The following is a 24,510-nucleotide window of genomic DNA, read 5'->3' as shown; positions in this document are numbered from 1 at the left end:
ATGAGGCGACATCTGATTCTGGGCGCAGTGGTGCTGATCCTCCTGACGATCTACGCCACGGACCTGTTCTCAGAGGATAGAGAAGCGTTGAAGGCTTTCGATACCGTGCAGAAGGTGTTTCAGAACCCGCGCTGCCAGAACTGCCATATCCCGGGTGATTCACCGTTGCAGTTCGATGCCGGAACGCCCCACGCGATGAACGTCGTACGCGGCATGGACGGCAAGGGCGCGGCCGGTTTGCCGTGCGCCACCTGCCACGCCGACAGCAATCCGCCGGCCAGTTACGGCCCGCATGCGCCACCGGGTGCACCGCACTGGAGCCTGCCGCCTGCGGCGCACAAAATGGCCTGGATCGGGCTGCCGGCCGACAAATTGTGCGCAATGATCAAGGACCGCTCCAGTAATGGCGATCGGGATTTCGCCGCGCTGATCAAGCATGTCAGCGACGACAAACTGGTGCTGTGGGGCTGGAATCCGGGTGAAGAGCGAGCGCCGGTGCCGGTGCCGCACGATATTTTCGTCACTCAATTCAAGCGCTGGGCCGAGGCCGGAGGGCCTTGTCCGGTGGTGGGCAGTTGACCGACGGTCCGTTAACCGGGAGTCAAACCGGGTATGGACCACTCTAAAGAACATACCCGCCAATGGAGTGAGTCATGCTGAACCCAGGCAAACCGGTAAAACACGGCGCTAACGCAGACCCGTTGCTGTCGCCCCAGCAAGCGCGTCAATTGCTGCGTGATCAGGCCCGTAAAGCCGAGCAGGAAGTGATTGGTGTGCAGATGGCGAGCATGGATGAGTTGACGCTGCTGTCCAACCGTCACGGCTTCACGACACTGGCCCAACTGGGGCTGGACGCCTGTCAGCAACTGGAAAAACCGGCCACGCTGCTGTTTTTCGACCTCGATAATTTCAAGCACATCAACTATTTGTACGGCCGCGCCGAGGGTGATGACGCCCTGAAAACCTTTGCCGACGTGCTGCGCATCGCCTTCCGCGAAAACGATGTGATTGGCCGGCTCGGCGACGACGAGTTTGTGGCCTTGTTGACCGGTTCAAGCGCCGTGGACATTGGCGCCATCAAGTCGCGGCTCGAAGAAATCCTCGACGAGCGCAATGCCACGATGCGTCGCGGTTATGACATTCGTTTCAGCATTGGTCAGGTTGAGTACGACATTAATCTGCATCACTCGATCGATGAACTGCTGATTGAGGCGGAGAGGGCGTTGCATCGGTAGGCTGGAATTTCGGTGGTGTATGAGCGGGCCAAATCGCGAGCAGGCTCACTCCCACAGTGGATCTTCGCAGAATACAAAACCTGCATCCGGCACAAATCCTTGTGGGAGCGAGCCTGCTCGCGATGAGGCCCTCAAAATCACCCATATCTTCACTTGGCAAACAGCTGCCCGATATCCTTGAACGCTTTGAACTCCAGCGCATTGCCGCAAGGATCAAACAAAAACATCGTCGCCTGTTCGCCAACCAACCCCTGAAACCGAATGCCCGGTTCAATCACGAATCGGGTGTCGCGCGCCTTCAGCCGCTCGGCCAAACCCTCCCACTCATCCATCCCCAGCACCACGCCAAAATGCGGCACCGGCACGTCATGCCCGTCCACGGCGTTGGTGTGCGCGGCTTCCTGTGAGGCGTTTTTGGGTGCCAGGTGAATCACCAATTGGTGGCCGAAGAAGTTGAAGTCAACCCAATGGTCGCTGGACCGGCCTTCCTCCAGGCCGAAGACGTCACGGTAAAAAGTCCGGGCTGCCGCGAGGTCATATACCGGGATGGCCAAGTGAAAAGGGGAGAGTTGCATCGCTGTGCCTCGCAGATTGACGGTGATTGAAGTGGAGTTTAGCGCTGTGCTTTTCGATTGAAAGACGATAGTTTTTGCATCGAGCTCAAATTATTTCGATCAATCGAGACCGTCATGCTGCGTGAACTGAAAACCTTCATCGCTGTTACACGCTACGGCACATTCGCCGCCGCCGGCATGCACATCGGCCTGACGCAGTCGGCGGTCAGCGCGCAGATGCGCAACCTGGAACAGGCGTTGGGCATTCGTTTGTTCGATCGCACCGGGCGTCAGGCGATTCTCAATGCGGCAGGGCAACGGGCGTTGCCAATGGCCCGGGAGATGCTGGAAACCTTCAGTCGCATGGCGGTCAGCGATGACGTCAGCGAGTACCGCGGCGAGTTGAAGATTGGCGCAGTGGCCACGGCCCAGACCGGGTTGCTGCCCCAGGCGTTATTGCGCTTACGCCAGCAAGCGCCATTGCTGGAACCGAAACTGGTGCCGGGCGTTTCGCTCAATTTGCTGAGCCAGGTCGATACCGGGGAGGTTGATCTGGCCATCCTGATCAAGCCGCCGTTCGAGTTGCCCAAGGAGTTGTCGGCGCAGGTCATTCGCAAGGAACCGTTTGTGCTGATCGTGCCGCCGGAGCTTGAAGGTAATGACCCGTTGCAGATCCTCGCGAACCATCCCCATGTGCGTTACGACCGCAATTCCTTCGGTGGGCGCCTGGTGACGCGGTTCCTGCGTGAACAGCAGATTGATGTGCAGGTGGCTTTGGAACTGGATGAGCTGGAAGCCATCGTCAAAATGGTTGAATGCGGATTGGGTGTGTCGCTGCTTCCTGAGGCCGGGTTGTGGCTTGAGTATGGCGCGAAGGTGCGGATCATCCGGTTGGGCGAACTGACGTTCTACCGCGAGATTGTGCTGTTGCAGCGCTACAGCCAACGTTTGCAGCCAATCCAGCAATTATTTGCCAACTGCCTGACCTCAATCGACCTGAACACACAACCCCTGTAGGAGCCGGCTTGCTGGCGATGGCGGTGTGTCAGCCGATATATTGATTGTCTGAACGGACGCTATCGCCAGCAAGCCGGCTCCTACAGGGGATTGCGTTGGGTATGGAATTTTTGGCACAAAAAAACCCGCCTGTAGAGGCGGGTTTTTTCGTTACCGTCGAAGATTACTCTTCGAGGCTGCCCATGGCCGTGGTGTTGAAACCACCGTCCACGTACATGATTTCACCGCTGATGCCGGACGCCAGGTCCGAGCACAGGAAGGCGCCGGCGTTGCCGACTTCTTCGATGGTGACGTTGCGACGCAGCGGGGTTTGCGCTTCGTTGGCGGCCAGCATCTTGCGGAAGTTCTTGATGCCGGAAGCGGCGAGGGTGCGGATCGGGCCAGCCGATACGCAGTTGACGCGAGTGCCGTCCGGGCCCAGGGAGCCGGCCAGGTAACGTACGCCGGCTTCCAGCGAAGCCTTGGCCATGCCCATTACGTTGTAGTTAGGCATGGTGCGCTCGGCGCCCAGGTACGACAGGGTCAGCAGGCTGCCATTGCGGCCTTTCATCATTTCGCGGCCAGCTTTGGCCAGGGCCACGAAGCTGTAGGCGCTGATGTCGTGAGCAATGCGGAAACCTTCACGGGTGGTGGCTTCGGTGAAGTCGCCGTCCAGTTGGTCGCCCGGGGCGAAGCCGACGGAGTGCACGATGCAATCCAGGCCATCCCACTTCTTGCCCAGCTCAACGAAAACCTTGGCGATTTCTTCATCGCTGGCCACGTCGCACGGGAAGCACAGGTCCGGGTTGGAACCCCAGCTTTGTGCGAACTCTTCGACACGACCCTTGAGTTTGTCGTTCTGATAAGTGAAGGCAAGCTCAGCGCCCTCGCGATGCATGGCGGCAGCGATGCCGGATGCGATGGACAGCTTGCTGGCGACACCGACGATCAGTACGCGCTTACCGGCGAGAAAACCCATGTGTTGCTCCTCTCTTTCAGGTTATTGCGCAGTGGCTGGTGCCAGAAAAGCGGCTTCCAGCAACTGCTGTGTATACGGATGTTGGGGGGCGGCAAAGATACTTTGCGCGTCTCCCTGTTCGACCACTTGGCCATGCTTGACCACCATCAACTGGTGGCTCAGCGCTTTGACGACAGCCAGGTCATGGCTGATAAACAGATACGTCAGGTTGTACTTGGTTTGCAGTGAACGCAAAAGCTCCACCACTTGGCGCTGCACTGTCCGGTCGAGGGCCGAAGTCGGCTCGTCCAGCAGAATCAGCGCCGGTTTTAGCACTAATGCCCGGGCAATGGCGATTCTCTGCCGCTGCCCGCCGGAAAATTCGTGGGGGTAGCGGTGCCGGGTTTCCGGATCCAGACCTACCTCCCTGAGTGCCGCAATAATCGCTTGTTCCTGTTCTGCCTCGGTGCCCATCTTGTGAATCCGCAGGCCTTCGCCAACGATCTGGCTCACGCACATCCGCGGGCTCAGGCTGCCGAACGGGTCCTGAAACACCACCTGCATCTCCCGACGCAGCGGCCGGACCTGTTGTTGCGTCAGGCAGTCTAGCTGCTTGCCTTCAAAACGGATCGCACCTTTGCTGCCAATCAGCCGCAAAATCGCCAAACCGAGTGTCGACTTGCCGGAACCGCTTTCCCCCACAATCCCCAGGGTCTGTCCCTGAGGCAGGCTGAAATTGATCCCGTCCACCGCTTTGATGTGATCGACGGTCTTTTTCAGCAAGCCTTTCTTGATCGGAAACCAGACTTTCAGGTCCTCGACCGCAAGCAACGGCGGGCCAATCACGTTGGTCGCCGGCTTGCCGCTGGGCTCCGCTGCCAGCAGTTCCCGAGTGTACGGATGCTGCGGCGCGCGGAACAACTCTTCGCACGATGCCTGTTCGACGATGCAACCGCGCTGCATGACACATACGCGATGCGCAATTCTTCGCACAAGGTTCAAATCGTGACTGATCAGTAACAATGCCATGCCCAGACGGGTCTGCAATTCCTTGAGCAATTCGAGGATTTTCAGCTGGACGGTCACGTCCAGCGCGGTGGTCGGTTCGTCTGCGATCAGCAGCTCCGGCTCGTTGGCCAGGGCCATGGCGATCATCACTCGCTGGCGCTGGCCGCCGGACAATTCGTGGGGCAGGGCTTTCAGGCGCTTCTCGGGCTCCGGAATGCCGACCATTTCCAGCAGTTCCAGCGTACGTTTGGTCGCGACTTTGCCGATCAAACCTTTGTGAATGCTGAGAACTTCGTTGATCTGCTTCTCGATCGAGTGCAGCGGGTTGAGCGAAGTCATCGGCTCCTGAAAGATCATCGCGATCCGGTTGCCACGGATGTGGCGGATGGTTTTTTCTTTCAGGCTCAGCAGGTCTTGCCCGGAGTACTCGATGGTGCCGGACGGATGCCGGGCGAGCGGGTAGGGCAGCAGGCGCAGGATCGAGTGCGCGGTCACCGATTTGCCGGAACCGCTTTCACCCACCAACGCCAGGGTCTCGCCGCGCTTGATGTCGAAGCTGACACCTTCGACCACCCGCTGGCAGCGCTCGCCAACGACGAATTCGACGGCCAGGTCGCGCACTTCGATCAGATTGTCCTGATTCATTTCACTTCCTCGGGTCGAAGGCATCGCGAGCGGACTCGCCGATGAACACCAGCAGACTCAACATCAACGCCAGCACCGCAAATGCGCTCATGCCCAGCCACGGCGCTTGCAGGTTGGATTTGCCCTGGGCCACCAGCTCACCGAGCGACGGCGCGCCCGGCGGCAAGCCGAAACCCAGGAAGTCCAGCGCCGTCAGCGTGCCGATGGCGCCGGTCAGGATGAACGGCATGAAGGTCATGGTCGAAACCATCGCGTTGGGCAAGATGTGGCGGAACATGATCGCACCATTCTGCATCCCCAGCGCCCGGGCAGCGCGCACGTATTCGAGGTTGCGTCCGCGCAGGAACTCGGCGCGGACCACGTCCACCAGGCTCATCCACGAAAACAGCAGCATGATCCCCAGCAGCCACCAGAAGTTCGGCTGGACGAAGCTGGCGAGAATGATCAGCAGATACAGCACCGGCAACCCGGACCAGATCTCCAGGAACCGCTGCCCGGCGAGATCGACCCAGCCGCCATAGAAACCCTGCAAGGCACCGGCAATCACGCCGATGATCGAGCTGAGAATGGTCAATGTCAGCGCGAACAGCACCGAAATCCGGAAGCCGTAAATCACCCGCGCCAACACATCGCGCCCCTGGTCGTCCGTGCCCAGCAGGTTGTCGGTCGATGGCGGTGCCGGTGCCGGGACTTTCAGGTCGTAGTTGATGCTTTGGTAGCTGTAGGGAATCGGCGCCCACAGCACCCACGCATCCTTGGCCTTGAGCAGTTCGCGGATATACGGGCTCTTGTAGTTGGCTTCCAGCGGGAATTCGCCGCCGAACGTAGTCTCCGGGTAACGCTTGAGCGCCGGGAAGTACCAGCTGTTGTCGTAATGCACCACCAAGGGTTTGTCGTTGGCGATCAGCTCGGCACCGAGGCTCAGGCCGAACAACACGAGAAACAGCCACAGCGACCACCAGCCGCGCTTGTTGGCCTTGAACAGTTCGAAACGCCGGCGATTGAGAGGGGACAGGTTCATCTCAATGCTCCCGGCTTTCGAAGTCGATGCGCGGATCGACAAAGGTGTAGGTCAGATCGCCGATCAGTTTCACCACCAATCCCAGCAGGGTGAAGATGAACAACGTGCCGAAGACCACCGGGTAATCACGGTTGATCGCCGCTTCGAAACTCATCAGCCCCAGTCCGTCGAGGGAGAAGATCACCTCCACCAGCAACGAACCGGTGAAGAAAATCCCGATGAACGCCGACGGGAAACCGGCAATCACCAGCAGCATGGCGTTGCGGAACACGTGGCCGTAGAGCACACGGTGATTGGTCAGGCCCTTGGCCTTGGCGGTGACCACGTACTGCTTGTTGATTTCATCGAGGAAGCTGTTTTTGGTCAGCAGGGTCATGGTGGCGAAGTTACCGATCACCAGCGCCGTCACCGGCAATGCCAGGTGCCAGAAGTAATCGAGAATCTTGCCGCCCATGCTCAGTTCATCGAAGTTGTTCGAGGTCAGTCCCCGAAGCGGGAACCAGTCGAAATAGCTGCCGCCGGCGAACACCACAATCAACAGAATGGCGAACAGGAACGCCGGGATCGCATAGCCGACGATGATCGCCGAGCTGGTCCAGACGTCGAAGTGACTGCCATGTCGCGTGGCCTTGGCGATCCCCAGCGGGATCGACACCAGGTACATGATCAGCGTGCTCCACAGACCGAGGGAGATCGACACCGGCATCTTTTCCTTGATCAGGTCGATGACCTTGGCGTCGCGAAAGAAACTGTCGCCGAAATCCAGGGTGGCGTAGTTCTTGACCATGATCCACAAACGTTCCGGCGCCGATTTGTCGAAGCCGTACATGTGCTCGATTTCTTTCACCAGCGCGGGGTCCAGGCCCTGGGCGCCACGATAGGCCGAGCCGGCCACCGACACCTCTGCACCACCGCCGGCAATGCGGCTGGTGGCGCCTTCGAAACCTTCGAGCTTGGCGATCATCTGCTCCACCGGCCCGCCGGGGGCGGCCTGGATGATCACGAAGTTGATCAGCAAAATGCCGAGCAGCGTCGGGATGATCAGCAGCAGTCGCCGAAAAATATACGCCAGCATCTATTACTCCGTGCCCGCAGGGTCGGCTTGCAGTTTGGTTTCGACTTCTATCGCCGGTGTCACGTTGGGCTTGATCCACCAGGTGGCCGTACCGATGTCGTACTTGGGTGAGATTTTCGGGTGGCCGATATGGTTCCAGTAAGCCACGCGCCAGGTCTTGATGTGCCAGTTGGGGATCACGTAATAACCCCATTGCAGCACGCGGTCCAGTGCACGGGCGTGAGCCACCAGGCTTTTGCGCGAATCGGCGTTGATCAGTTGCTCGACCAGTTGGTCCACCACCGGGTCTTTCAAGCCCATGGAGTTGCGGCTGCCGGGCTTGTCGGCGGCGGCAGACATCCAGAATTCGCGCTGTTCGTTACCCGGCGAATTGGATTGCGGGAAGCTGCCGACAATCATGTCGAAGTCCCGCGAACGCACGCGATTGATGTACTGCGAGACGTCGACCCGGCGAATCACCAGGTCGATCCCCAGGTCGCTGAGATTGCGCTTGAACGGCAGCAGCACCCGTTCGAACTCGGTCTGGGCCAGCAGGAACTCGATGTTCACCGGTTTGCCGTTGGCGTCGACCATCTTGTCGTCGACGATCCGCCAGCCGGCTTCCTGCAACAGCTGATAAGCCTTGCGCTGCTGCGTGCGGATCATGCCGCTGGCGTCGGTCACCGGGTTCTGGAAGGCCTCGGTGAATACCTGCTCGGGGATCTTGCCGCGGAACGGGTCGAGAATGGCCAACTGATCGGCATCCGGCAAACCGGTGGCGGCCATTTCCGAGTTTTCAAAGAAACTGCGCGTGCGCACGTAGGCGCCGTTGAACAGTTGCTTGTTGGTCCATTCAAAGTCCAGCAACAGCGTCAGCGCCTGGCGTACGCGCACGTCCTGGAACACCGGACGGCGCAGGTTGAAGACAAAACCCTGCATACCGGTCGGGTTGCCGTTGGGGATCTGTTCCTTGTTCAGCCGACCTTCGGCAACCGCCGGAATGTTGTAGGCGTTGGCCCAGTTTTTCGCGCTCATCTCCAGCCAGTAATCGAACTGACCGGCCTTGAGTGCTTCCAGGGCCACGGTGTTGTCGCGGTAGTAATCGGTGGTCATCACGTCGAAGTTGTAGAAACCTCGGTTGGCCGGCAGGTCCTTGCCCCAGTAATCCTTGACCCGCTCGTAGCGAATCGAGCGCCCGGCCTTCACCTCGCTGACCTTGTACGGGCCGCTGCCCAACGGCATTTCCAGATTGCCCTTGTTGAAGTCCCGGGTCGCCCACCAGTGTTTGGGCAGTACCGGCAACTGGCCGAGGATCAACGGCAGTTCGCGGTTGTTGGTGTGTTTGAACTTGAACAGCACGGTCAGCGGGTCTTCGGCGACTGCTTCAGCGACGTCGCTGTAGTAACCGCGATACATCGGTGCGCCGTCTTTGATCAGCGTTTCGAAGCTGAACACCACGTCTTCGGCACGGATCGGATGACCGTCGTGGAAGCGCGCTTCAGGGCGCAGGTAGAAACGCACCCAGCTGTTGTCCGGGGCTTTCTCGATCTTGCCGGCAACCAATCCATATTCGGTGAACGGTTCATCGAGTCCCTGTTTGGCCAGGGTGTCGTAGATCAGCTCGATGTCGCCGGCCGACACGCCTTTGCTGATGAACGGGTTGAGGCTGTCGAAGCCGCCGAAGCCGGCCTGACGGAAGACCCCGCCCTTGGGCGCGTCCGGATTCACGTAGTCGAAATGCTTGAAGTCGGCCGGGTATTTCGGTGGCTCGTTGTACAAGGTCAGGGCGTGTTGCGGCGCGGCGCAGGCCAGCCCGGCGAACAACAGGCCGCTGGCCTGCAGGAGCAGGGCGCGTACGGGTTTCATCGATCTTTCTCCGAAGATTTCAGCCACCACGCGCTCAGGCCCAGCGTATAGGGCGGCGTGGTGACGAAGGCGAACCGGTTGCGGTAGGCCAGGCGGTGATAATTGAGGTACCAGTTGGGAATGATGTAGTGCTGCCATAACAACACGCGGTCCAGGGCTTTGCCGGCGGCAACCTGTTCATCGCGGGTCTGGGCGGCGAGCAGTTGCTCGAGTAAATGGTCAACCACCGGGTTGGCGATGCCCGCGTAATTTTTGCTGCCCTTGACCCCGACCTGGCTGGAATGGAAATACTGCCATTGCTCCAGGCCAGGGCTGAGGGTCTGGTTCAGGGTCATCAGAATCATGTCGAAATCGAACTGGTCGAGGCGCTGTTTGTACTGGGCGCGATCCACCGTGCGCAACCGGGCGTCGATGCCGATACTGGCGAGGTTCTCGACATAAGGCTGGAGAATGCGTTCCAGGTTCGGGTTGACCAGCAGGATCTCAAGCGAGAGCGGCTGGCCCTTGGCGTTTTCGACCCGTTGACCGTTGAGCTTCCAGCCGGCCTCGGCGAGCAGGCTCAGGGCCTGGCGCATGGTGTCCCGCGGAATGCCGCGCCCTTGGGTCTGCGGCAGGCTGAACGGCTCGGTGAGCAGTTTGGCGGGCAATTGCTCGCGGTACGGCTTGAGCATCAACCACTCATGACCGACCGGCAGGCCGGTAGCCGAGAATTCGCTGTTGGGGTAGTAACTCATGGCGCGTTTGTAAGCGCCGCTGAACAGCGTGCGATTGGTCCACTCGAAATCGAACATCAGCCCTAGCGCTTCGCGCACCTTCGCGTCGGAGAAGGCCGGGCGCCGGGTGTTCATGAACAGGCCCTGGCTCTGGGTCGGGATCTGGTGCGGGATCTGCGCCTTGATGACATCGCCTCGTCGCACGGCCGGGAAGTTGTAGCCGTTAACCCAGTTCTTCGCCTGATGCTCGATGTAGATGTCGAACTCGCCGGCCTTGAAGGCTTCGAACGCGACGTCACTGTCGCGGTAGAACTCGACTTCCATGCGGTCGACGTTGTACTTGCCGCGATTGACCGGCAGGTCCTTGCCCCAGTAATCCTTGACCCGTTCAAACACAATCTGGCGCCCGGGCGTGACCGAGGTCATGCGATAAGGGCCACTGCCCAGCGGCGGCTCGAAGGTGGTGGCCTTGAAGTCGCGACCTTTCCAGTAATGCTGCGGCAGCACCGGCAACTCGCCCAGGCGCAGGATCAGCAGTGGGTTGCCAGCGCGCTTGAAGACGAAACGGATGCGCTGCGGGTTGAGCACGTCGACCCGCAACACCTCCTGGAGATTGGTGCGGTATTGCGGATGGCCTTCCTTGAGCAGCAATCGATAAGAGAACGCGACGTCATACGCAGTGATCGGCGTGCCATCGTGAAAACGGGCTTCGGGGCGCAGGTTGAACACCACCCAGCTGCGGTCTTCGCTGTATTCCACCGATTGGGCGATCAGGCCATAACTGGAGGTGGGTTCGTCGCCGGACGGCGCGTATTGGCCGGTGCCGACCATCAGCGGCTCGTTGAGCTCGTTGATGCCGTACTGCAGGAAATTCGCGGTGGAAACCGGGCTTGAGCCCTTGAAGGTGTACGGGTTGAGCGTATCGAAGGTGCCAAACGCCATCACCCGCAACGTACCGCCCTTGGGCGCTTGCGGGTTGACCCAGTCGAAATGGGTAAATCTGGCCGGGTACTTGAGCGTGCCGAACTGCGCATAACCATGGCTTTCGCTGATCGTCGCACTTGCGGAGGAGCTCAAGGCCAGGCTGATGAGGAGCAGGAGGAGGGGACGCTTCAAGTCAGAGATCCGATCCAGGCGGCTTGGGCTTTGTGGGCCGTACAGTAACAGCTTGTATGGACAGGAAAAAGACGGGGATTTAACGACCCCTTAATTGCCGGGGCAGATCCCTTGTGGAGGCTTGGAAACCTATTTGATCGCTCGTCGTACACAAACCCTGTAGGAGCCGGCTTGCTGGCGATGGGCTCAAGTGCGCCGCGCTTAACCAGATTTCACGCGTTATCGTTAACGACCATCGCCAGCAAGCTGGCTCCTACAGGGGTTGTGTGAACCTGTTTATGGTATTTGGGCAAAAAAAAGCCCCTGAAATCAGGGGCTTTTTTTAGTGCGGCGAAGCAACCGTCAACATCTGACCCGGCTTCAGCGCCTGGCCGACACGCGGGTTCCAGCGCTTGAGGTGCTGCATTTCAACGTTGAAACGCTTGGCCACGATGTACAGTGAGTCACCTTGCTGGACCTTGTATTGGGTTTGCGGTTTCTTGGTGTCCGTCTTGCCATTCGTCTTGGTGTTGGCGGCCACTACGGTGTTGACGCGTCCGGAGCTGCGCTTTGTCTTGTCCTGCATCACCAGCGTCTGGCCAACCTTGAGGTCCTTGCCAGTCAGCTTGTTCCACCGTTGCAGGTCTTTTACGTCGACCTTGTTGGCCTTGGCGATGGTGCCGAGGTTGTCACCACGTTTCACGCGGTAGGCGCGTTTGAGGCTGGCGATCTGGGTATCGTCTGCGCCTTCGAACACCGGTTTGAGCGACTTCTTGCTGATCAGCTCTTCGGGACGCATGGTCGACAGGCTGGCGGTCAGCAGTTGTGCCTTGGACGTCGGCACCAGCAAATGCTGAGGACCGTCCAGAGTGGTGGTGCGCTGCTTGAAGGCCGGGTTGAGCTGGAACAACTCGTCTTCGTCGATATTGGCCACCGCTGCAACCTTGGACAGGTCCATGCGCTGGTTGATTTCGACGGCCTGGAAATACGGCTCGTTGGCGATCGGGTTGAGGTTCACGCCGTAGGCTTCGGGTGCCAGGACCACTTGCGACAGGGCCAGCAACTTCGGCACATAGGCCTGGGTTTCCGACGGCAGCGGCAGGTTCCAGTAATCGGTAGGCAGGCCAAGTCTTTCGTTACGTTCGATGGCCCGGCTGACCGTACCTTCACCCGCGTTGTAAGCCGCGAGGGCCAGCAGCCAGTCGCCGTTGAACATGTCGTGCAAACGGGTCAGGTAATCCATCGCGGCGGTGGTCGACGCGGTAATGTCGCGACGGCCATCGTAGAAACGGGTCTGGCGCAGGTTGAAGTAACGCCCGGTGGAAGGAATGAATTGCCACAGGCCAACCGCGTCGGCCCGGGAATAGGCCATTGGGTTGTAGGCGCTTTCAATCACTGGCAGGAGTGCCAGTTCCAGCGGCATGTTGCGTTCTTCAAGGCGTTCGACGATGTAGTGAATGTAGAGACTGCCGCGTTCGCCGGCGTTTTCGAGGAAGGAAGGGTTGCTGGCGAACCACAGGCGCTGTTGCTCGATGCGCGGGTTGACGCCCAGGCCTTCCTGCAACTGGAAGCCCTGGCGCATACGCTCCCAGACGTCCTGTGGAATTTGCGGGCTAGGCTTTTCGCTGAGCCAGATGGGCTTCTGTTTGGCTCGCGCTGCGATGTTCGGGGTATGTGCCGCGTCGGTCTGCGGCACATGGCTGGAACAGCCCGCCAGAGTGGCGGACACAGCCACCGCTATGGCTTGAGCCAAGCGGGTCAATGCGTCTGAATTGATGGCTTTACGAATAGATGACGACATTGGCTGGAAGTAAGTTCCGGGCAAAAATGTCGGGCGATTCTAGAAAGCGCACCCTCTGCGGTCAACCATTCAGATTTTTCGCACCAACGGCAAGCCCTCTCAGAACTTATCCTTCCAAGCGCGCAGAGCAGCAAAAACCGCACTCGGAGCCCGGTTATAGGTGCCATTCCGTTCGTCCACTTTTTCTTTAACAGATGTTTCGTCGACACGTAAAAACGGGTTGGTCTGCTTTTCCAAGGCCAGTGTCGACGGCAAAGTAATGACTCCGGCGGCCCGTTGTTCCGTGACTTTAGCCAGACGTTCGACGGTATGTGGGTTGCCGGGCTCTACCGCTACGGCGAAACGCAGGTTGCTCAAGGTGTATTCATGAGTGCAGTAGACCCGCGTGTCCTCTGGAAAGGAGGCGAGGCGCGTCAGCGACGTGTGCATTTGCTCGGGCGTGCCTTCGAACAACCGCCCGCAACCGGCGGCGAACAGGGTGTCGCCGCAAAACAGTACGCCCTGATGGTAGTAGGCAATGTGCCCCAGGGTATGGCCGGGAACGGAGATCACCTCAAAGTCCCAACCCAGCACGCTGATACGGTCGTTGTCCTTGAGCGCAACATCCCGCGCCGGGATGGTTTCACTGGCCGGGCCGTAGACCTTCGCGTCCGTCGCTTTTTTCAGCTGTTCGACACCGCCGACATGGTCGTGATGATGGTGAGTGATCAAAATATCACTCAGTGCCCAACCCGGATTCGCCGCGAGCCAGGCCTGGACCGGCGCGGCATCGCCGGGATCGACCACCGCACAGCGTCGCGTGTCGGGGTCTTGCAACAACCAGATGTAGTTGTCGGTGAAGGCGGGCAGGGCACTGATCTGTATCATCGTCGGATTCGCCAAGCGGAAAACAATGGCGCATCTTAGAACTTCCTGGCGCGTTGGAGAATGCAATGACTGATAAAGCGTTCGCTCAGGCTGATCCTGACTGGCTGGCCCTGATCAGCGCGGCCCGTGAATGGCTGTCCGGCCCCATCGGGCAGTTTCTGCTGGACGAAGAACGGCGCATGCTCGAAGACGAGCTGGGGCGCTTCTTCGGTGGCTATCTGGTGCATTACGGGCCTTCGGCCGAGACACCGCCGTCGGCGCCGCAGGTCCAGCGCAATGTGCGGCTGGGTGCGCCATTGCCGGGTGTCGAGATTGTGTGTGAAGAGCAGGCCTGGCCGTTGAGCGAGCATGCTGCCGATGTGGTGGTGTTGCAGCACGGCCTGGATTTCTGCCTGTCGCCCCATGGTTTGCTGCGCGAAGCGGCCAGCAGCGTGCGTCCCGGCGGGCATTTGCTGATCATCGGGATCAACCCCTGGAGCAGCTGGGGCTTGCGCCACGTATTCGCCCATGACGCCTTGCGCAAGGCTCGATGCATTTCGCCGTCGCGGGTCGCCGACTGGCTGAACCTGCTGGGCTTCGCGCTGGAGAAACGCCGCTTCGGGTGCTATCGTCCGCCGCTTGCGTCCCCGGCCTGGCAAGCCCGTTTGGCTGGTTGGGAGCGCAAGGCCGGTGACTGGCAACTGTCGGGTGGCGGCTTCTATTTATTGGTCGCGCGCAAGATCGTGGTCGGCCTGCGGCCGGTTCGTCAGGAACGTCGCGAGCCGATGGGCAAGTTGATTCCATTGCCGATGGCCAAGGTCAACCGCCGCAACATCGAGCCGTAACACTTTTTATATTCCCGGCCGGGCGCGTCCCGGCCTCGGGCATCGTCGATCAACGATCGGCGGGCCACCGCATTTTTTGGATAGATTGGCATGAGCGATAGCGTAGAACTCTTCACCGACGGCGCCTGCAAGGGCAATCCTGGCCCAGGCGGCTGGGGCGCATTGCTGGTGTGCAAGGGCGTTGAAAAAGAACTCTGGGGTGGCGAAGCCAACACCACCAACAATCGCATGGAGCTGATGGGCGCGATTCGCGGGCTGGAAGAACTGAAGCGTTCCTGCGACGTGCTGCTGGTGACGGACTCGCAGTATGTGATGAAAGGCATCAACGAATGGATGGACAACTGGAAGAAACGCGGCTGGAAAACGGCAGCGAAAGAACCGGTGAAAAACGCTGACCTGTGGAAATTGCTGGACGAGCAGGTCAACCGCCACAACGTCACCTGGAAGTGGGTGCGCGGGCACATCGGGCATCACGGCAACGAGCGGGCCGACCAGTTGGCTAACCGTGGCGTGGATGAAGTGCGCGGTTACAAACAAGCCTGACCTTTGTAGGAGCCGGCTTGCCGGCGATAGCGTCCCCGAGATCAATGCAAGGCTCAGGACCTATCGCCAGCAAGCCGGCTCCTACAAGATCGTGTTCACAGCATCAAAATGGCGTTGGCCAGTTGTTGGTCTGAATACTGATCGTTCAGTCCGCCCCGAATCCTTTCAAATGCCGCTTCAATCCGCGCCCCGCGAATCTTCCCGTCACTCGCCACAAACGCTGCCGCATCATCCTTGGCCGCCAGCACAATCTTGTCGTCCTTGAATGATCCGCTCGTGCCCTTGGACGAACTCAAGGTCAGGCTCAACGTGATATCGGTGCTGATTACAAAACTGGTGGCCTGGGCGGTGGTTGCGATCAGGCAGCCGCCCAGAACCAGCAGGCGTAGCGATTGTGTGGTGGTCATGACGAACTCAAATCCATCGGAAACAAGCCGCGCACGCTATCAAGCCGTTCTTTGCCAGACTTTATGAACATTGCTAATGATTGTTAAAAACTGCATGAGCTTCAGTCATTTGTCTGTGCGCACGCCCGATCCCGTGGGCGTGTTAACATCGCCCCTTTTGCACGATTGACCCGTTGAGAGCTGAGCACTGATGGCCACCAGATCCGTTGTACTCGATACCGAAACCACCGGCATGCCGGTGACCGACGGCCACCGGATTATCGAAATCGGTTGTGTCGAGTTGATCGGTCGGCGCCTGACCGGCCGGCATTTTCACGTTTACCTGCAACCGGACCGCGAGAGTGACGAAGGCGCCATCGGCGTTCACGGCATCACCAACGAATTCCTGGTGGGCAAGCCGCGCTTCACTGAAGTGGCTGATGAGTTTTTCGAATTCATCAAGGGCGCGCAGCTGATCATCCATAACGCGGCGTTCGACGTTGGCTTCATCAACAACGAATTCGCCCTGATGGGCCAGCACGATCGTGCGGACATCACGCAACACTGCTCGATCCTCGACACCCTGATGATGGCCCGGGAACGTCATCCGGGGCAGCGCAACAGCCTCGACGCCTTGTGCAAACGTTATGGCGTCGACAACTCCGGCCGTGAGCTCCACGGCGCCTTGCTCGACTCCGAGATTCTCGCCGACGTTTACCTGACCATGACCGGCGGCCAGACCAGCCTGTCGCTGGCCGGCAATGCGTCCGACGGCAACGGGTCTGGTGAAGGGGCGGACAACTCAGCCACGGAGATCCGCCGTTTGCCGGCCGATCGCCAGCCAACCCGTATCATCCGCGCCAGTGAAGATGATTTGGCGCAACACATGGCCCGTCTGGAAGTCATCGCCAAATCCGCTGGTGCGCCATCGCTGTGGCAGCAACTGCTTGAGGCTGAAGCTCAGGCGTAAATCTCGAGATAGACATCGAATCTGTAGGAGCCGGCTTGCTGGCGATTGCGTCCGTTCAGGCGATGAACGTGTCGACTGTCCCACCGCCATCGCCAGCAAGCCGGCTCCTACAGGGTTATGCGATCCACTCGTGACCCATTTCGGGGCATTGCACTCGCCACAAGCGCCTCAACCCTCTACCCTGAGGTTATTGGCAGGCTACGGACTGCCGCCTCAGGACACTGAGCCCCATGTATAAAGATTTGAGATTCCCGGTCTTGATCGTCCATCGCGACATCAAGGCCGACACGGTTGCCGGTGATCGGGTGCGTGGCATCGCCCGGGAGCTGGAGCAGGAAGGTTTCAGCATTGTCTCGGCAGTGGATTACACCGAAGGGCGGTTGGTCGCGTCGACCCATCATGGCCTCTCGTGCATGTTGATCGCCGCCGAAGACCCCAGCGCCAACTCCCATCTGTTGCAGAACATGGCCGAACTGATCGGTCTGGCGCGGGTGCGTGCGCCGGATTTGCCGATTTTCGCGCTGGGCGAGCAGGTGACGCTGGAAAACGCCCCCGCCGATGCAATGGACGAGCTCAATCAGCTGCGCGGCATTCTCTATTTGTTCGAAGACACCGTGCCGTTTCTGGCACGGCAGGTCGCACGAGCCGCACGCAAATACCTGGATGGCCTGCTGCCACCGTTCTTCAAGGCGTTGGTGCAACACACCGCCGACTCCAATTATTCTTGGCACACGCCCGGCCATGGTGGCGGCGTGGCCTATCACAAGAGCCCGGTGGGGCAGGCGTTTCACCAGTTTTTCGGGGAAAACACCCTGCGTTCGGACTTGTCGGTGTCGGTGCCGGAACTCGGTTCGCTGCTCGACCACACCGGCCCTCTGGCCGAGGCGGAAGCGCGAGCGGCGCGCAACTTTGGCGCCGATCACACCTTTTTCGTGATCAATGGCACCTCGACGGCCAACAAGATCGTCTGGCATTCGATGGTCGCCCGCGATGACCTGGTGCTGGTAGACCGCAACTGCCACAAGTCGGTATTGCACTCGATCATCATGACCGGCGCGATTCCGTTGTACCTGTGCCCGGAACGCAACGAACTGGGGATCATTGGTCCGATTCCGCTGAGTGAATTCAGCCGCGAATCGATTCAGGCCAAGATCGACGCCAGCCCGTTGACCAAGGGCCGTGCGCCCAAGGTCAAACTGGCGGTGGTGACCAATTCGACCTACGACGGGCTCTGTTACAACGCCGAACTGATCAAGCAAAGCCTGGGCAACAGCGTCGAGGTGCTGCATTTCGATGAAGCCTGGTATGCCTATGCGGCGTTTCACGAATTTTTTGCCGGACGTTACGGCATGGGCACTGCGCGCAGTGCGGACAGCCCGCTGGTGTTCACCACCCATTCCACCCACAAACTGTTGGCGGCGTTCAGTCAGGCCTCGATGATTCACGTCCAGGACGGCGGCGCGCGGCAACTGGATCGCGACCGCTTCAACGAAGCGTTCATGATGCACATCTCCACGTCGCCGCAGTACAGCATCATCGCCTCTCTGGATGTGGCGTCGGCGATGATGGAAGGTCCGGCGGGTCGCTCGCTGTTGCAGGAAATGTTCGACGAAGCCCTGAGTTTCCGTCGGGCACTGGCGAATTTGCGTCAGCACATTGCCGCTGATGACTGGTGGTTTTCCATCTGGCAGCCACCGTCGGTGGAAGGCATCGAGCGCGTGGTGACGGAAGACTGGCTGCTGCAACCCGATGCCGACTGGCACGGTTTTGGCGGCGTGACCGATGACTACGTGCTGCTCGATCCGGTCAAGGTCACGCTGGTGATGCCGGGCCTCACCGCCGGCGGTGCGTTGAGCGAACGCGGGATTCCGGCGGCGGTGGTCAGCAAATTCCTCTGGGAGCGTGGGCTGGTGGTCGAGAAGACCGGGCTCTATTCGTTTCTGGTGCTGTTCTCCATGGGCATCACCAAGGGCAAATGGAGCACGCTGCTGACCGAGTTGCTGGAGTTCAAGCGCAGTTATGACGCCAACGTCAGCCTCGTGACCTGCCTGCCCTGCGTGGCGCAGCAGGAAGGCGCGCGTTACAAGGGTATGGGGCTGCGCGATTTGTGCGATCAACTGCACGCCTGTTACCGCAGCAATGCCACGGCCAAACATCTCAAGCGCATGTACACCGTGTTGCCGGAAATCGCCATGAAGCCGGCTGACGCTTATGATCATCTGGTGCGTGGCGAGGTGGAAGCGGTGTCCATCGATGCACTGGACGGCCGCATTGCCGCGGTGATGTTGGTGCCGTACCCGCCGGGGATTCCGTTGATCATGCCCGGCGAACGCTTCACCGAGTCGACCCGCTCGATCATCGATTACCTGGCGTTTGCCCGCACGTTCGATAGCAGTTTCCCGGGGTTTGTCGTCGATGTGCACGGCTTGCAACACGAAGACGAGGGCAATGGGCGGCATTACACCGTCGATTGCATCAAGGAGTGAGGACCTTTCCCAGTATGCAACCGGTCATGAATCCGAAATACCCAGGGCTGTCGGTTCGCGTTGCCGACGACGGCTTTGCGGCTTACATCTGGGGCAGTGATTTCAGTTTTGAAGTCACGGCCTATGTCGCAGCAGAAATCGGCAAACCGATGGAGCAGTGGTCGGTCACGCCAATCACCCCTTACCGCAAGTGCTATGGCATCGATCCCGAGGAATTCAGCAGTTTCCGCGACGCCGCCGACAGCGCGATTTTCATGGCCTATCTCGATGATGAGCCGGTGGGCCACCTGGTGGTCAGCACCAACTGGAACGGCTTTGCCCATATTGACGAGTTGGCGGTCCACGCGCCCGCCCGCCGGCATGGCGTGGCCAAGGCGCTGCTGGATGTCGCGCAGTTCTGGAGCCGCAAGAAAAAACTGCCGGGCATCATGCTCGAAACCCAGAACAACAATCTGGGCGCGTGTCGGCTGTATGAGCGCTGCGGTTATGTGATGGGGGGTGTCGATCATCTGCGCTATCGCGGCATCGACCCGAACACCGCCGAAATCGCATTGTTCTGGTATCGATTATTCGACAATCCGCTGGAAAGCCCGATCAGCTCGCCAACATCGCCACGGCTTGTTCCGTGACGATGTCCAGCAGTGCCTGAAGAGCGGGGGATGGCTCGCCGTTCTTCAGGGTCAGGGCGTAGACGCTGATCGGTACGGCGGGCGCCAGCGGGCAGGCATCCAGGCCGGCGGATTTGGCCCCGAGCGCGGTGAACGGGTCGACAATCGCCAGGCCTTCACCGGCTTCGACCATGCTGCGCATCATCTGGTGAGTCTGAACCCGGGTGTGAATCACCGGGGCAGGGCGCAGGGCGTGCAGTTTGTTGTCGAGTGCAGGGCTCAGCGGATCATGACCTTCCAGGCCAACCATCGACTGCCCCGCCAGGTCTTGCAGCGAAATGTACTTCTGCTTCGGTTGCAGCCAGCCATGGGGGGCCAGTAGCTGGAGTTTGCCCTGGGCAATCACCTGGCAATGAATATCGGCGTGGTCGGGATCGTGCAGGCTCAGGCCCAGATCGCTTTCGCGCAGCAGCAGGCTTCTGACGATGTCGCGGGTGGGTTGGCTCAGGAGGCTGCAAGGCACGTCGGGGAGACGCCGGCGCAACGCCGCGATGCTCTGTGGCAACAACTGTTGTGCCAGGGGCGGCGTGCAAATGATGCGAAGGGGTGGGGCCTGATATTGCTTGAGGCTGCTGGCCAGTCGCAGGACCGGCTCGAGCGCATCGTAGACGTGGGCGATTTCGACCTGTAGCTCCCGCGCCTCGCGCGTGGCTTGCAAGCGTCCACGCACGCTGGAAAACAGCATGAAACCCAACTGACTCTCAGCGTCACGCAGAATGCCTTCGACTTCGGCCACTGGCAGCTGCAGCCATTCGGCGGCGGTGCCAAGGTGACCGGTCTGCAGGAGCGCCTGGATCACTTCGATATGACGTAAACGCATGCGTGAAGTCCATGTTCAGCAGGTGAGGGAGTCAGTGGCTGAATCCTAACCCAAGTCCGCGCATAAGACTTCTGCTCATAACGCGAGGTTATGAGGCGACGCTGGCTTCGGGTTCACGAATGAGGGTGACGCCCGATTGCACCAGCAGAAACTCGTTCTCATCAAGCTTGTTGACGCGATCGCCAATGGCCAGCTTGTAGGTGGTGACAGCGGTGAGGCCGTCTGCCGAAGGGGTGGATTCCTGGAACTCATGCACGGAATAGACACGGCCTTCCGCGTCTCTTGCATGGAACTGACTGACGAGTACTGCTGCCATCTGCTTAGAACCTCTGGAGATAAATCACTCAATTTGCGGTTCTGTAGACCGTGGTTGGGCGAGGTAAGTTTTCCTACAGGAAAAAAATAGTCAGGGGCGGCGTTTTTCAGTCGCCCACTGCTTGAATCGTCATCTATAACTACAAGCTCTTTCCTTCGGACAGTCGAGAATCTTCCATGAGCAATGTCTACACGATCGCCGTTCTGGTCGGCAGCTTGAGAAAGGAATCGATCAACCGCAAGGTGGCGTTGGCCCTGGCCGATCTGGCACCTGCAAATCTCAAGCTCAACATCGTCGAAATTGGCGACTTGCCGCTCTACAACGAAGACATCGATGGCGAATCACCGCCGGCAGCCTACAGCACTTTCCGGCAACAAGTGAGTTCATCCGACGCGTTGCTGTTCGTCACCCCGGAATACAACCGTTCGGTTCCTGCACCGTTGAAGAACGCAATCGACGTCGGTTCGCGGCCCTATGGCAAGAGCGCCTGGGGTGGCAAGCCGGGTGCGGTGATCAGCTGTTCACCGGGGGCTATCGGCGGGTTTGGCGCCAACCATCATTTGCGCCAGTCCATGGTGTTTCTCAATGTGCCTTGCATGCAACAACCGGAAGCCTACTTGAGCGGTGCCGGTTCGGCCTTCGATGAAGCGGGCAGATTGTCCGAGACGGTGAAGCCGTTTTTGCAGAGTTTCATCAATGCTTACGGGCAGTGGGTCGAGCAGCATAAGAAAGTCTGAAAACCACTTTGATAGTTGCTGCCGAATGCAGGCTCGGCAGCGGCGGCATCAAACAAACGTTTCCAGACTTTGCTTTACTGGATATTCGAAATTCCATATATTCACGCCTCGTTTGTCCGGAGGCGTTTCCCTGTATGTCCGACTCTCACAGTCCCGTCGATGTTTTCAAGGCCCTTGCTGATGACACGCGCAGCCGTATCGCGCTGTTGATCGCCCGCGAAGGCGAGTTGTGCGTGTGCGAGTTGACCGCCGGGCTGGACTTGAGTCAGCCGAAAATTTCCCGTCACCTGGCGCTCTTGCGCAGCAATGGCTTGTTGGCGGACCGCCGTCAGGGGCAATGGGTTTTCTATCGCCTGCACCCGGACCTGGCGCCTTGGGTCGTCACTCTGCTGCACGGCGCGCTGGCTGAACATCAAGGCTGGCTGGCTGCCGATGTCGCACGCCTTCAAGCCATGACCGATCGACCTGTACGTTGCTGTTAATCCCTGATTTCTGTTGAAGGCTGCTTTGCATGCTCATTGCGTCGTTGATTTTCCTGCTGACCATCACCCTGGTGATCTGGCAGCCCAAAGGCCTCGGTGTCGGTTGGAGTGCGGTGTTCGGCGCCGTGCTGGCGCTGATTTTTGGTGTGGTGCACCTCAGTGATATTCCGCTGGTGTGGCAGATCATCTGGAACGCCACCGGCACTTTTGTCGCGCTGATCATCATCAGCCTGTTGCTGGATGAGGCGGGGTTCTTTGCCTGGGCGGCACTGCATGTCGCGCGGTGGGGGCGGGGCAGTGGGCGCAAGTTGTTTGCCTATATGGTGCTGCTCGGCGCGCTGGTCTCGGCTTTGTTTGCCAACGACGGGGCGGCGCTGATCCTCACGCCCATCGTGATTTCCATGCTGCTGGCGTTGCGCTTTTCCCCGGCGGCGACCCTGGCGTTCGTGATGGGTGCCGGGTTTATTGCCGACACTGCCAGCCTGCCGCTGGTGGTGTCGAACCTGGTGAACATCGTTTCCGCCGACTTCTTCCACATCGGCTTCAATCGCTACGCGGCGGTGATGGTTCCGGTCAACCTGGTGAGCGTTGCGGCGACACTGGCGGTACTGATGTGGTTTTTCCGGCGCGACATTCCCAAGGATTACGACCCTGAGCAACTGGAGCATCCGTCCAGTGCGATCCATGACACGGCGACGTTTTATGCCGGTTGGGCGGTGTTGCTGATCCTGTTGATCGGGTGTTTTGCGCTGGAACCGCTGGGTATTCCCATCAGTGCCATTTCCGCGGTGTGCGCGGCGTTGCTGCTGGCCATTGCTGCCCGAGGCCACAAGATTTCCACGCGCAAGGTGCTGAAAGAAGCGCCGTGGCAGATCGTGATTTTCTCGCTGGGCATGTATCTGGTGGTCTACGGTCTGCGTAACGCCGGGCTCACCGGGTATCTGGCGGGTTGGCTGGACGGTTTTGCCGGTTACGGCGTCTGGGGCGCGGCCATGGGCACGGGTCTGTTGACGGCACTGTTGTCGTCGATCATGAATAACCTGCCGACAGTGCTGATTGGTCTGTTGTCGATTGACGCGAGTCAGGCGAGCGGAGTGGTGAAAGAGGCGATGATCTACGCCAACGTGATCGGCAGTGACCTGGGGCCGAAGATTACGCCGATTGGCAGCCTGGCGACGTTGTTGTGGCTGCATGTGCTGGAGCGCAAAAGCATTCGGATCGGCTGGGGGTATTACTTCAAGGTCGGGATTGTGTTGACGGTGCCGGTGTTGTTGGTGACGTTGGCGGCGTTGGCTGTGCGGTTGTCCGTTTAGACCGCATTGACCCCTTCGCGGGCAAGCCTCGCTCCTACAACGGATTTGTGGCGTTCCTCTGTAGGAGCGAGGCTTGCCCGCGAAGGGGCCGGTCCAGCCACTACAAAACTAACCACTGCCCGGCACATTCGGCCAAAGATCCGCCACCAGAAACAACCGCTCCGCTTCCTCCCACTCCCCATTCGCATTCTCGATCAACCGCACCAGCAACTGCGCCGGCGCCAGCGGTTCCAGATCGCTCAGCCACGCTTGCAGCTGTTGCGTGCTCCAGGTCTGCTCGGCCGGGTAGTGCGCCGGCGCCAGCCAGGCATGGCGGGGCAGGGGTTGCCAGCGACCGAACGGGCGCTGCGTGACAAAATCATTCCAGTCCTTTTGATGCAGCCAGCTACCGCGCAGATGTTGTGGGTGCGCACCGCTCGGGGCTTCGGATTGCCCCGGCCACGGATAAAGCAGATAGCCGCCCAGCCACAAATGCGCACTGAATTGCTGGATGTCCAGCGCCGCCAGGACCTCGCGGCTCTCCGGTCGCGCGGAAATCGGCAGCTGATGCTGGCTCAGGTGCGCCAGTTTGCGGTCCAGCCGATCGTGGCAGCCCGGCCCCAGCCATTGCGCGGTGTTATGCCCCGCGCCATTTTGTGGGCCGAGGTAAAGCTTGATCGCCAGTTCCAGGTGATGCACGCCGTCGCGATCGCGCAGCAGCATGTCCAGTTCGCCCAGCGTGTGGCCTTCGCGACGGATTGGCATGTTCGCGGCAATCAGATCGATGCCTGGTGCATGGCGCACGGCGTATTGCCACAGCCGTTCGTAATACAGACCCAGGCGCCGGGTCCGGGCCTGGGCCAGCCAGTGCAGCAAGTCGTAGCTGTCGTGATCCAGTTGCCGTAGCCAGAGTTCCAGCCGTTCCGGTGCCTGCACCCAGTCACTGCCGGCCAGTGGATGGCGTTGCGGCCACGGCGTGGCCTCCAGCATCGGCGGCGCGAGGATGACCCAGGCCAGGTCGCGGACCTCGGGGTGGCGCAACTGGTGGGGTAACTGCAGCAAATCGGGAAATAGGATCATCTTGCGAGCATAGCCCTAAACCTGAGTGCGCCCTTGTGGCTGAAAGGATTTTGTCTATCCCGCGCTTTCGCCCATAATCGTGGTTTTCGCCGT

General features: G+C 59.8%; 24 protein-coding genes. 11 read left to right on the top strand and 13 right to left on the bottom strand.

The window, feature by feature from the left end; all coding sequences use genetic code 11:
* Positions 1 to 579, top strand: a complete 579-nt coding sequence (locus IB245_RS09280) for a hypothetical protein (protein WP_192227365.1) — start codon at positions 1 to 3, stop codon at positions 577 to 579.
* Positions 580 to 653: 74 nt separating this feature from the next.
* On the top strand, positions 654 to 1,235 hold the full coding sequence (locus tag IB245_RS09275) for a GGDEF domain-containing protein (protein ID WP_008038246.1): 582 nt from the start codon (positions 654 to 656) through the stop codon (positions 1,233 to 1,235).
* Positions 1,236 to 1,384: 149 nt separating this feature from the next.
* On the opposite strand, the gene IB245_RS09270 is transcribed toward IB245_RS09275, so the two are convergent.
* A complete protein-coding gene (locus IB245_RS09270; RefSeq protein ID WP_192227364.1) occupies positions 1,385 to 1,810 on the bottom strand; it encodes a VOC family protein in 426 nt (141 codons plus the stop codon).
* A 114-nt stretch (positions 1,811 to 1,924) separates the two neighbouring features.
* On the opposite strand from IB245_RS09270, the gene IB245_RS09265 reads away from it, so the two are divergent.
* Positions 1,925 to 2,806: a LysR family transcriptional regulator gene (locus IB245_RS09265; protein WP_192227363.1), complete on the top strand. Its 882-nt coding sequence runs from the start codon at positions 1,925 to 1,927 to the stop codon at positions 2,804 to 2,806.
* Positions 2,807 to 2,969: 163 nt separating this feature from the next.
* On the opposite strand, the gene fabI is transcribed toward IB245_RS09265, so the two are convergent.
* The 8 genes from fabI to gloB form a co-directional block, all read right to left on the bottom strand.
* Positions 2,970 to 3,764, bottom strand: coding sequence for an enoyl-ACP reductase FabI (gene fabI / locus IB245_RS09260; protein WP_008028639.1), 795 nt, complete (start codon positions 3,762 to 3,764; stop codon positions 2,970 to 2,972).
* A gap of 21 nt (positions 3,765 to 3,785) precedes the next feature.
* On the bottom strand, positions 3,786 to 5,396 hold the full coding sequence (locus IB245_RS09255; protein ID WP_008038249.1) for an ABC transporter ATP-binding protein: 1,611 nt from the start codon (positions 5,394 to 5,396) through the stop codon (positions 3,786 to 3,788).
* A gap of 1 nt (position 5,397) precedes the next feature.
* Positions 5,398 to 6,417, bottom strand: coding sequence for an ABC transporter permease (locus IB245_RS09250; protein ID WP_008028637.1), 1,020 nt, complete (start codon positions 6,415 to 6,417; stop codon positions 5,398 to 5,400).
* Position 6,418: 1 nt separating this feature from the next.
* Positions 6,419 to 7,492, bottom strand: coding sequence for a microcin C ABC transporter permease YejB (locus IB245_RS09245; RefSeq protein WP_008028636.1), 1,074 nt, complete (start codon positions 7,490 to 7,492; stop codon positions 6,419 to 6,421).
* Positions 7,493 to 7,495: 3 nt separating this feature from the next.
* On the bottom strand, positions 7,496 to 9,337 hold the full coding sequence (locus tag IB245_RS09240) for an extracellular solute-binding protein (RefSeq protein WP_192227362.1): 1,842 nt from the start codon (positions 9,335 to 9,337) through the stop codon (positions 7,496 to 7,498).
* Positions 9,334 to 11,148: an extracellular solute-binding protein gene (locus IB245_RS09235; RefSeq protein WP_411736645.1), complete on the bottom strand. Its 1,815-nt coding sequence runs from the start codon at positions 11,146 to 11,148 to the stop codon at positions 9,334 to 9,336. The genes IB245_RS09240 and IB245_RS09235 overlap by 4 nt, the downstream gene beginning before the upstream one ends.
* Before the next feature lie 340 nt (positions 11,149 to 11,488).
* On the bottom strand, positions 11,489 to 12,946 hold the full coding sequence (locus IB245_RS09230; RefSeq protein WP_008038257.1) for a transglycosylase SLT domain-containing protein: 1,458 nt from the start codon (positions 12,944 to 12,946) through the stop codon (positions 11,489 to 11,491).
* Positions 12,947 to 13,045: 99 nt separating this feature from the next.
* Entirely contained in the window at positions 13,046 to 13,813 is a 768-nt protein-coding gene (gene gloB / locus IB245_RS09225) for a hydroxyacylglutathione hydrolase (RefSeq protein WP_192227467.1), read from the bottom strand.
* A gap of 65 nt (positions 13,814 to 13,878) precedes the next feature.
* Here gloB and IB245_RS09220 point away from each other — a divergent pair, with 65 nt between their 5' ends.
* Both IB245_RS09220 and rnhA read left to right on the top strand, forming a co-directional pair.
* A complete protein-coding gene (locus IB245_RS09220; protein ID WP_008038260.1) occupies positions 13,879 to 14,637 on the top strand; it encodes a methyltransferase domain-containing protein in 759 nt (252 codons plus the stop codon).
* 90 nt (positions 14,638 to 14,727) lie between these two features.
* Positions 14,728 to 15,180 (top strand): ribonuclease HI, encoded by a 453-nt coding sequence (gene rnhA, locus IB245_RS09215; protein WP_008028618.1) that lies wholly within the window; start codon positions 14,728 to 14,730, stop codon positions 15,178 to 15,180.
* A gap of 95 nt (positions 15,181 to 15,275) precedes the next feature.
* Here rnhA and IB245_RS09210 read toward each other — a convergent pair whose 3' ends face one another.
* The gene (locus IB245_RS09210) at positions 15,276 to 15,587 is read right to left on the bottom strand and encodes a DUF2388 domain-containing protein (protein ID WP_192227360.1); all 312 of its coding nucleotides are present in this window, start codon (positions 15,585 to 15,587) and stop codon (positions 15,276 to 15,278) included.
* Between the two features lie 190 nt (positions 15,588 to 15,777).
* Here IB245_RS09210 and dnaQ point away from each other — a divergent pair, with 190 nt between their 5' ends.
* From dnaQ to IB245_RS09195, 3 genes are all read left to right on the top strand, one after another.
* The gene (gene dnaQ, locus IB245_RS09205; RefSeq protein ID WP_008038265.1) at positions 15,778 to 16,536 is read left to right on the top strand and encodes a DNA polymerase III subunit epsilon; all 759 of its coding nucleotides are present in this window, start codon (positions 15,778 to 15,780) and stop codon (positions 16,534 to 16,536) included.
* 230 nt (positions 16,537 to 16,766) lie between these two features.
* Positions 16,767 to 19,022: an Orn/Lys/Arg decarboxylase N-terminal domain-containing protein gene (locus IB245_RS09200; protein ID WP_008038267.1), complete on the top strand. Its 2,256-nt coding sequence runs from the start codon at positions 16,767 to 16,769 to the stop codon at positions 19,020 to 19,022.
* Positions 19,023 to 19,036: 14 nt separating this feature from the next.
* Complete coding sequence (locus tag IB245_RS09195; RefSeq protein WP_192227359.1) at positions 19,037 to 19,651, top strand: GNAT family N-acetyltransferase; 615 nt, start codon at positions 19,037 to 19,039, stop codon at positions 19,649 to 19,651.
* Here IB245_RS09195 and IB245_RS09190 read toward each other — a convergent pair.
* A complete protein-coding gene (locus IB245_RS09190) occupies positions 19,617 to 20,510 on the bottom strand; it encodes a LysR family transcriptional regulator (protein WP_008038270.1) in 894 nt (297 codons plus the stop codon). The genes IB245_RS09195 and IB245_RS09190 overlap by 35 nt on opposite strands.
* 88 nt (positions 20,511 to 20,598) lie before the next feature.
* The gene (locus IB245_RS09185) at positions 20,599 to 20,826 is read right to left on the bottom strand and encodes a hypothetical protein (protein WP_008028606.1); all 228 of its coding nucleotides are present in this window, start codon (positions 20,824 to 20,826) and stop codon (positions 20,599 to 20,601) included.
* 176 nt (positions 20,827 to 21,002) lie between these two features.
* Here IB245_RS09185 and IB245_RS09180 point away from each other — a divergent pair, with 176 nt between their 5' ends.
* The 3 genes from IB245_RS09180 to IB245_RS09170 all read left to right on the top strand — a co-directional run bounded on the left by IB245_RS09180 (position 21,003) and on the right by IB245_RS09170 (position 23,358).
* The gene (locus tag IB245_RS09180) at positions 21,003 to 21,563 is read left to right on the top strand and encodes an NADPH-dependent FMN reductase (RefSeq protein WP_008028605.1); all 561 of its coding nucleotides are present in this window, start codon (positions 21,003 to 21,005) and stop codon (positions 21,561 to 21,563) included.
* 134 nt (positions 21,564 to 21,697) lie between these two features.
* Entirely contained in the window at positions 21,698 to 22,045 is a 348-nt protein-coding gene (locus tag IB245_RS09175; protein ID WP_192227358.1) for a metalloregulator ArsR/SmtB family transcription factor, read from the top strand.
* Positions 22,046 to 22,074: 29 nt separating this feature from the next.
* On the top strand, positions 22,075 to 23,358 hold the full coding sequence (locus IB245_RS09170; RefSeq protein ID WP_192227357.1) for an arsenic transporter: 1,284 nt from the start codon (positions 22,075 to 22,077) through the stop codon (positions 23,356 to 23,358).
* 108 nt (positions 23,359 to 23,466) lie between these two features.
* On the opposite strand, the gene IB245_RS09165 is transcribed toward IB245_RS09170, so the two are convergent.
* Complete coding sequence (locus IB245_RS09165) at positions 23,467 to 24,417, bottom strand: DUF1853 family protein (protein ID WP_192227356.1); 951 nt, start codon at positions 24,415 to 24,417, stop codon at positions 23,467 to 23,469.
* Positions 24,418 to 24,510: the final 93 nt, after the last annotated feature.

The sequence above is a fragment of the Pseudomonas sp. PDM02 genome (genome assembly GCF_014852285.1).
Taxonomy (GTDB): Bacteria; Pseudomonadota; Gammaproteobacteria; order Pseudomonadales; family Pseudomonadaceae; genus Aquipseudomonas; species Aquipseudomonas migulae.
The sequence above is the reverse complement of the archived record's forward strand: the minus strand, read 5'-3'. Positions and strand labels throughout refer to the sequence as shown.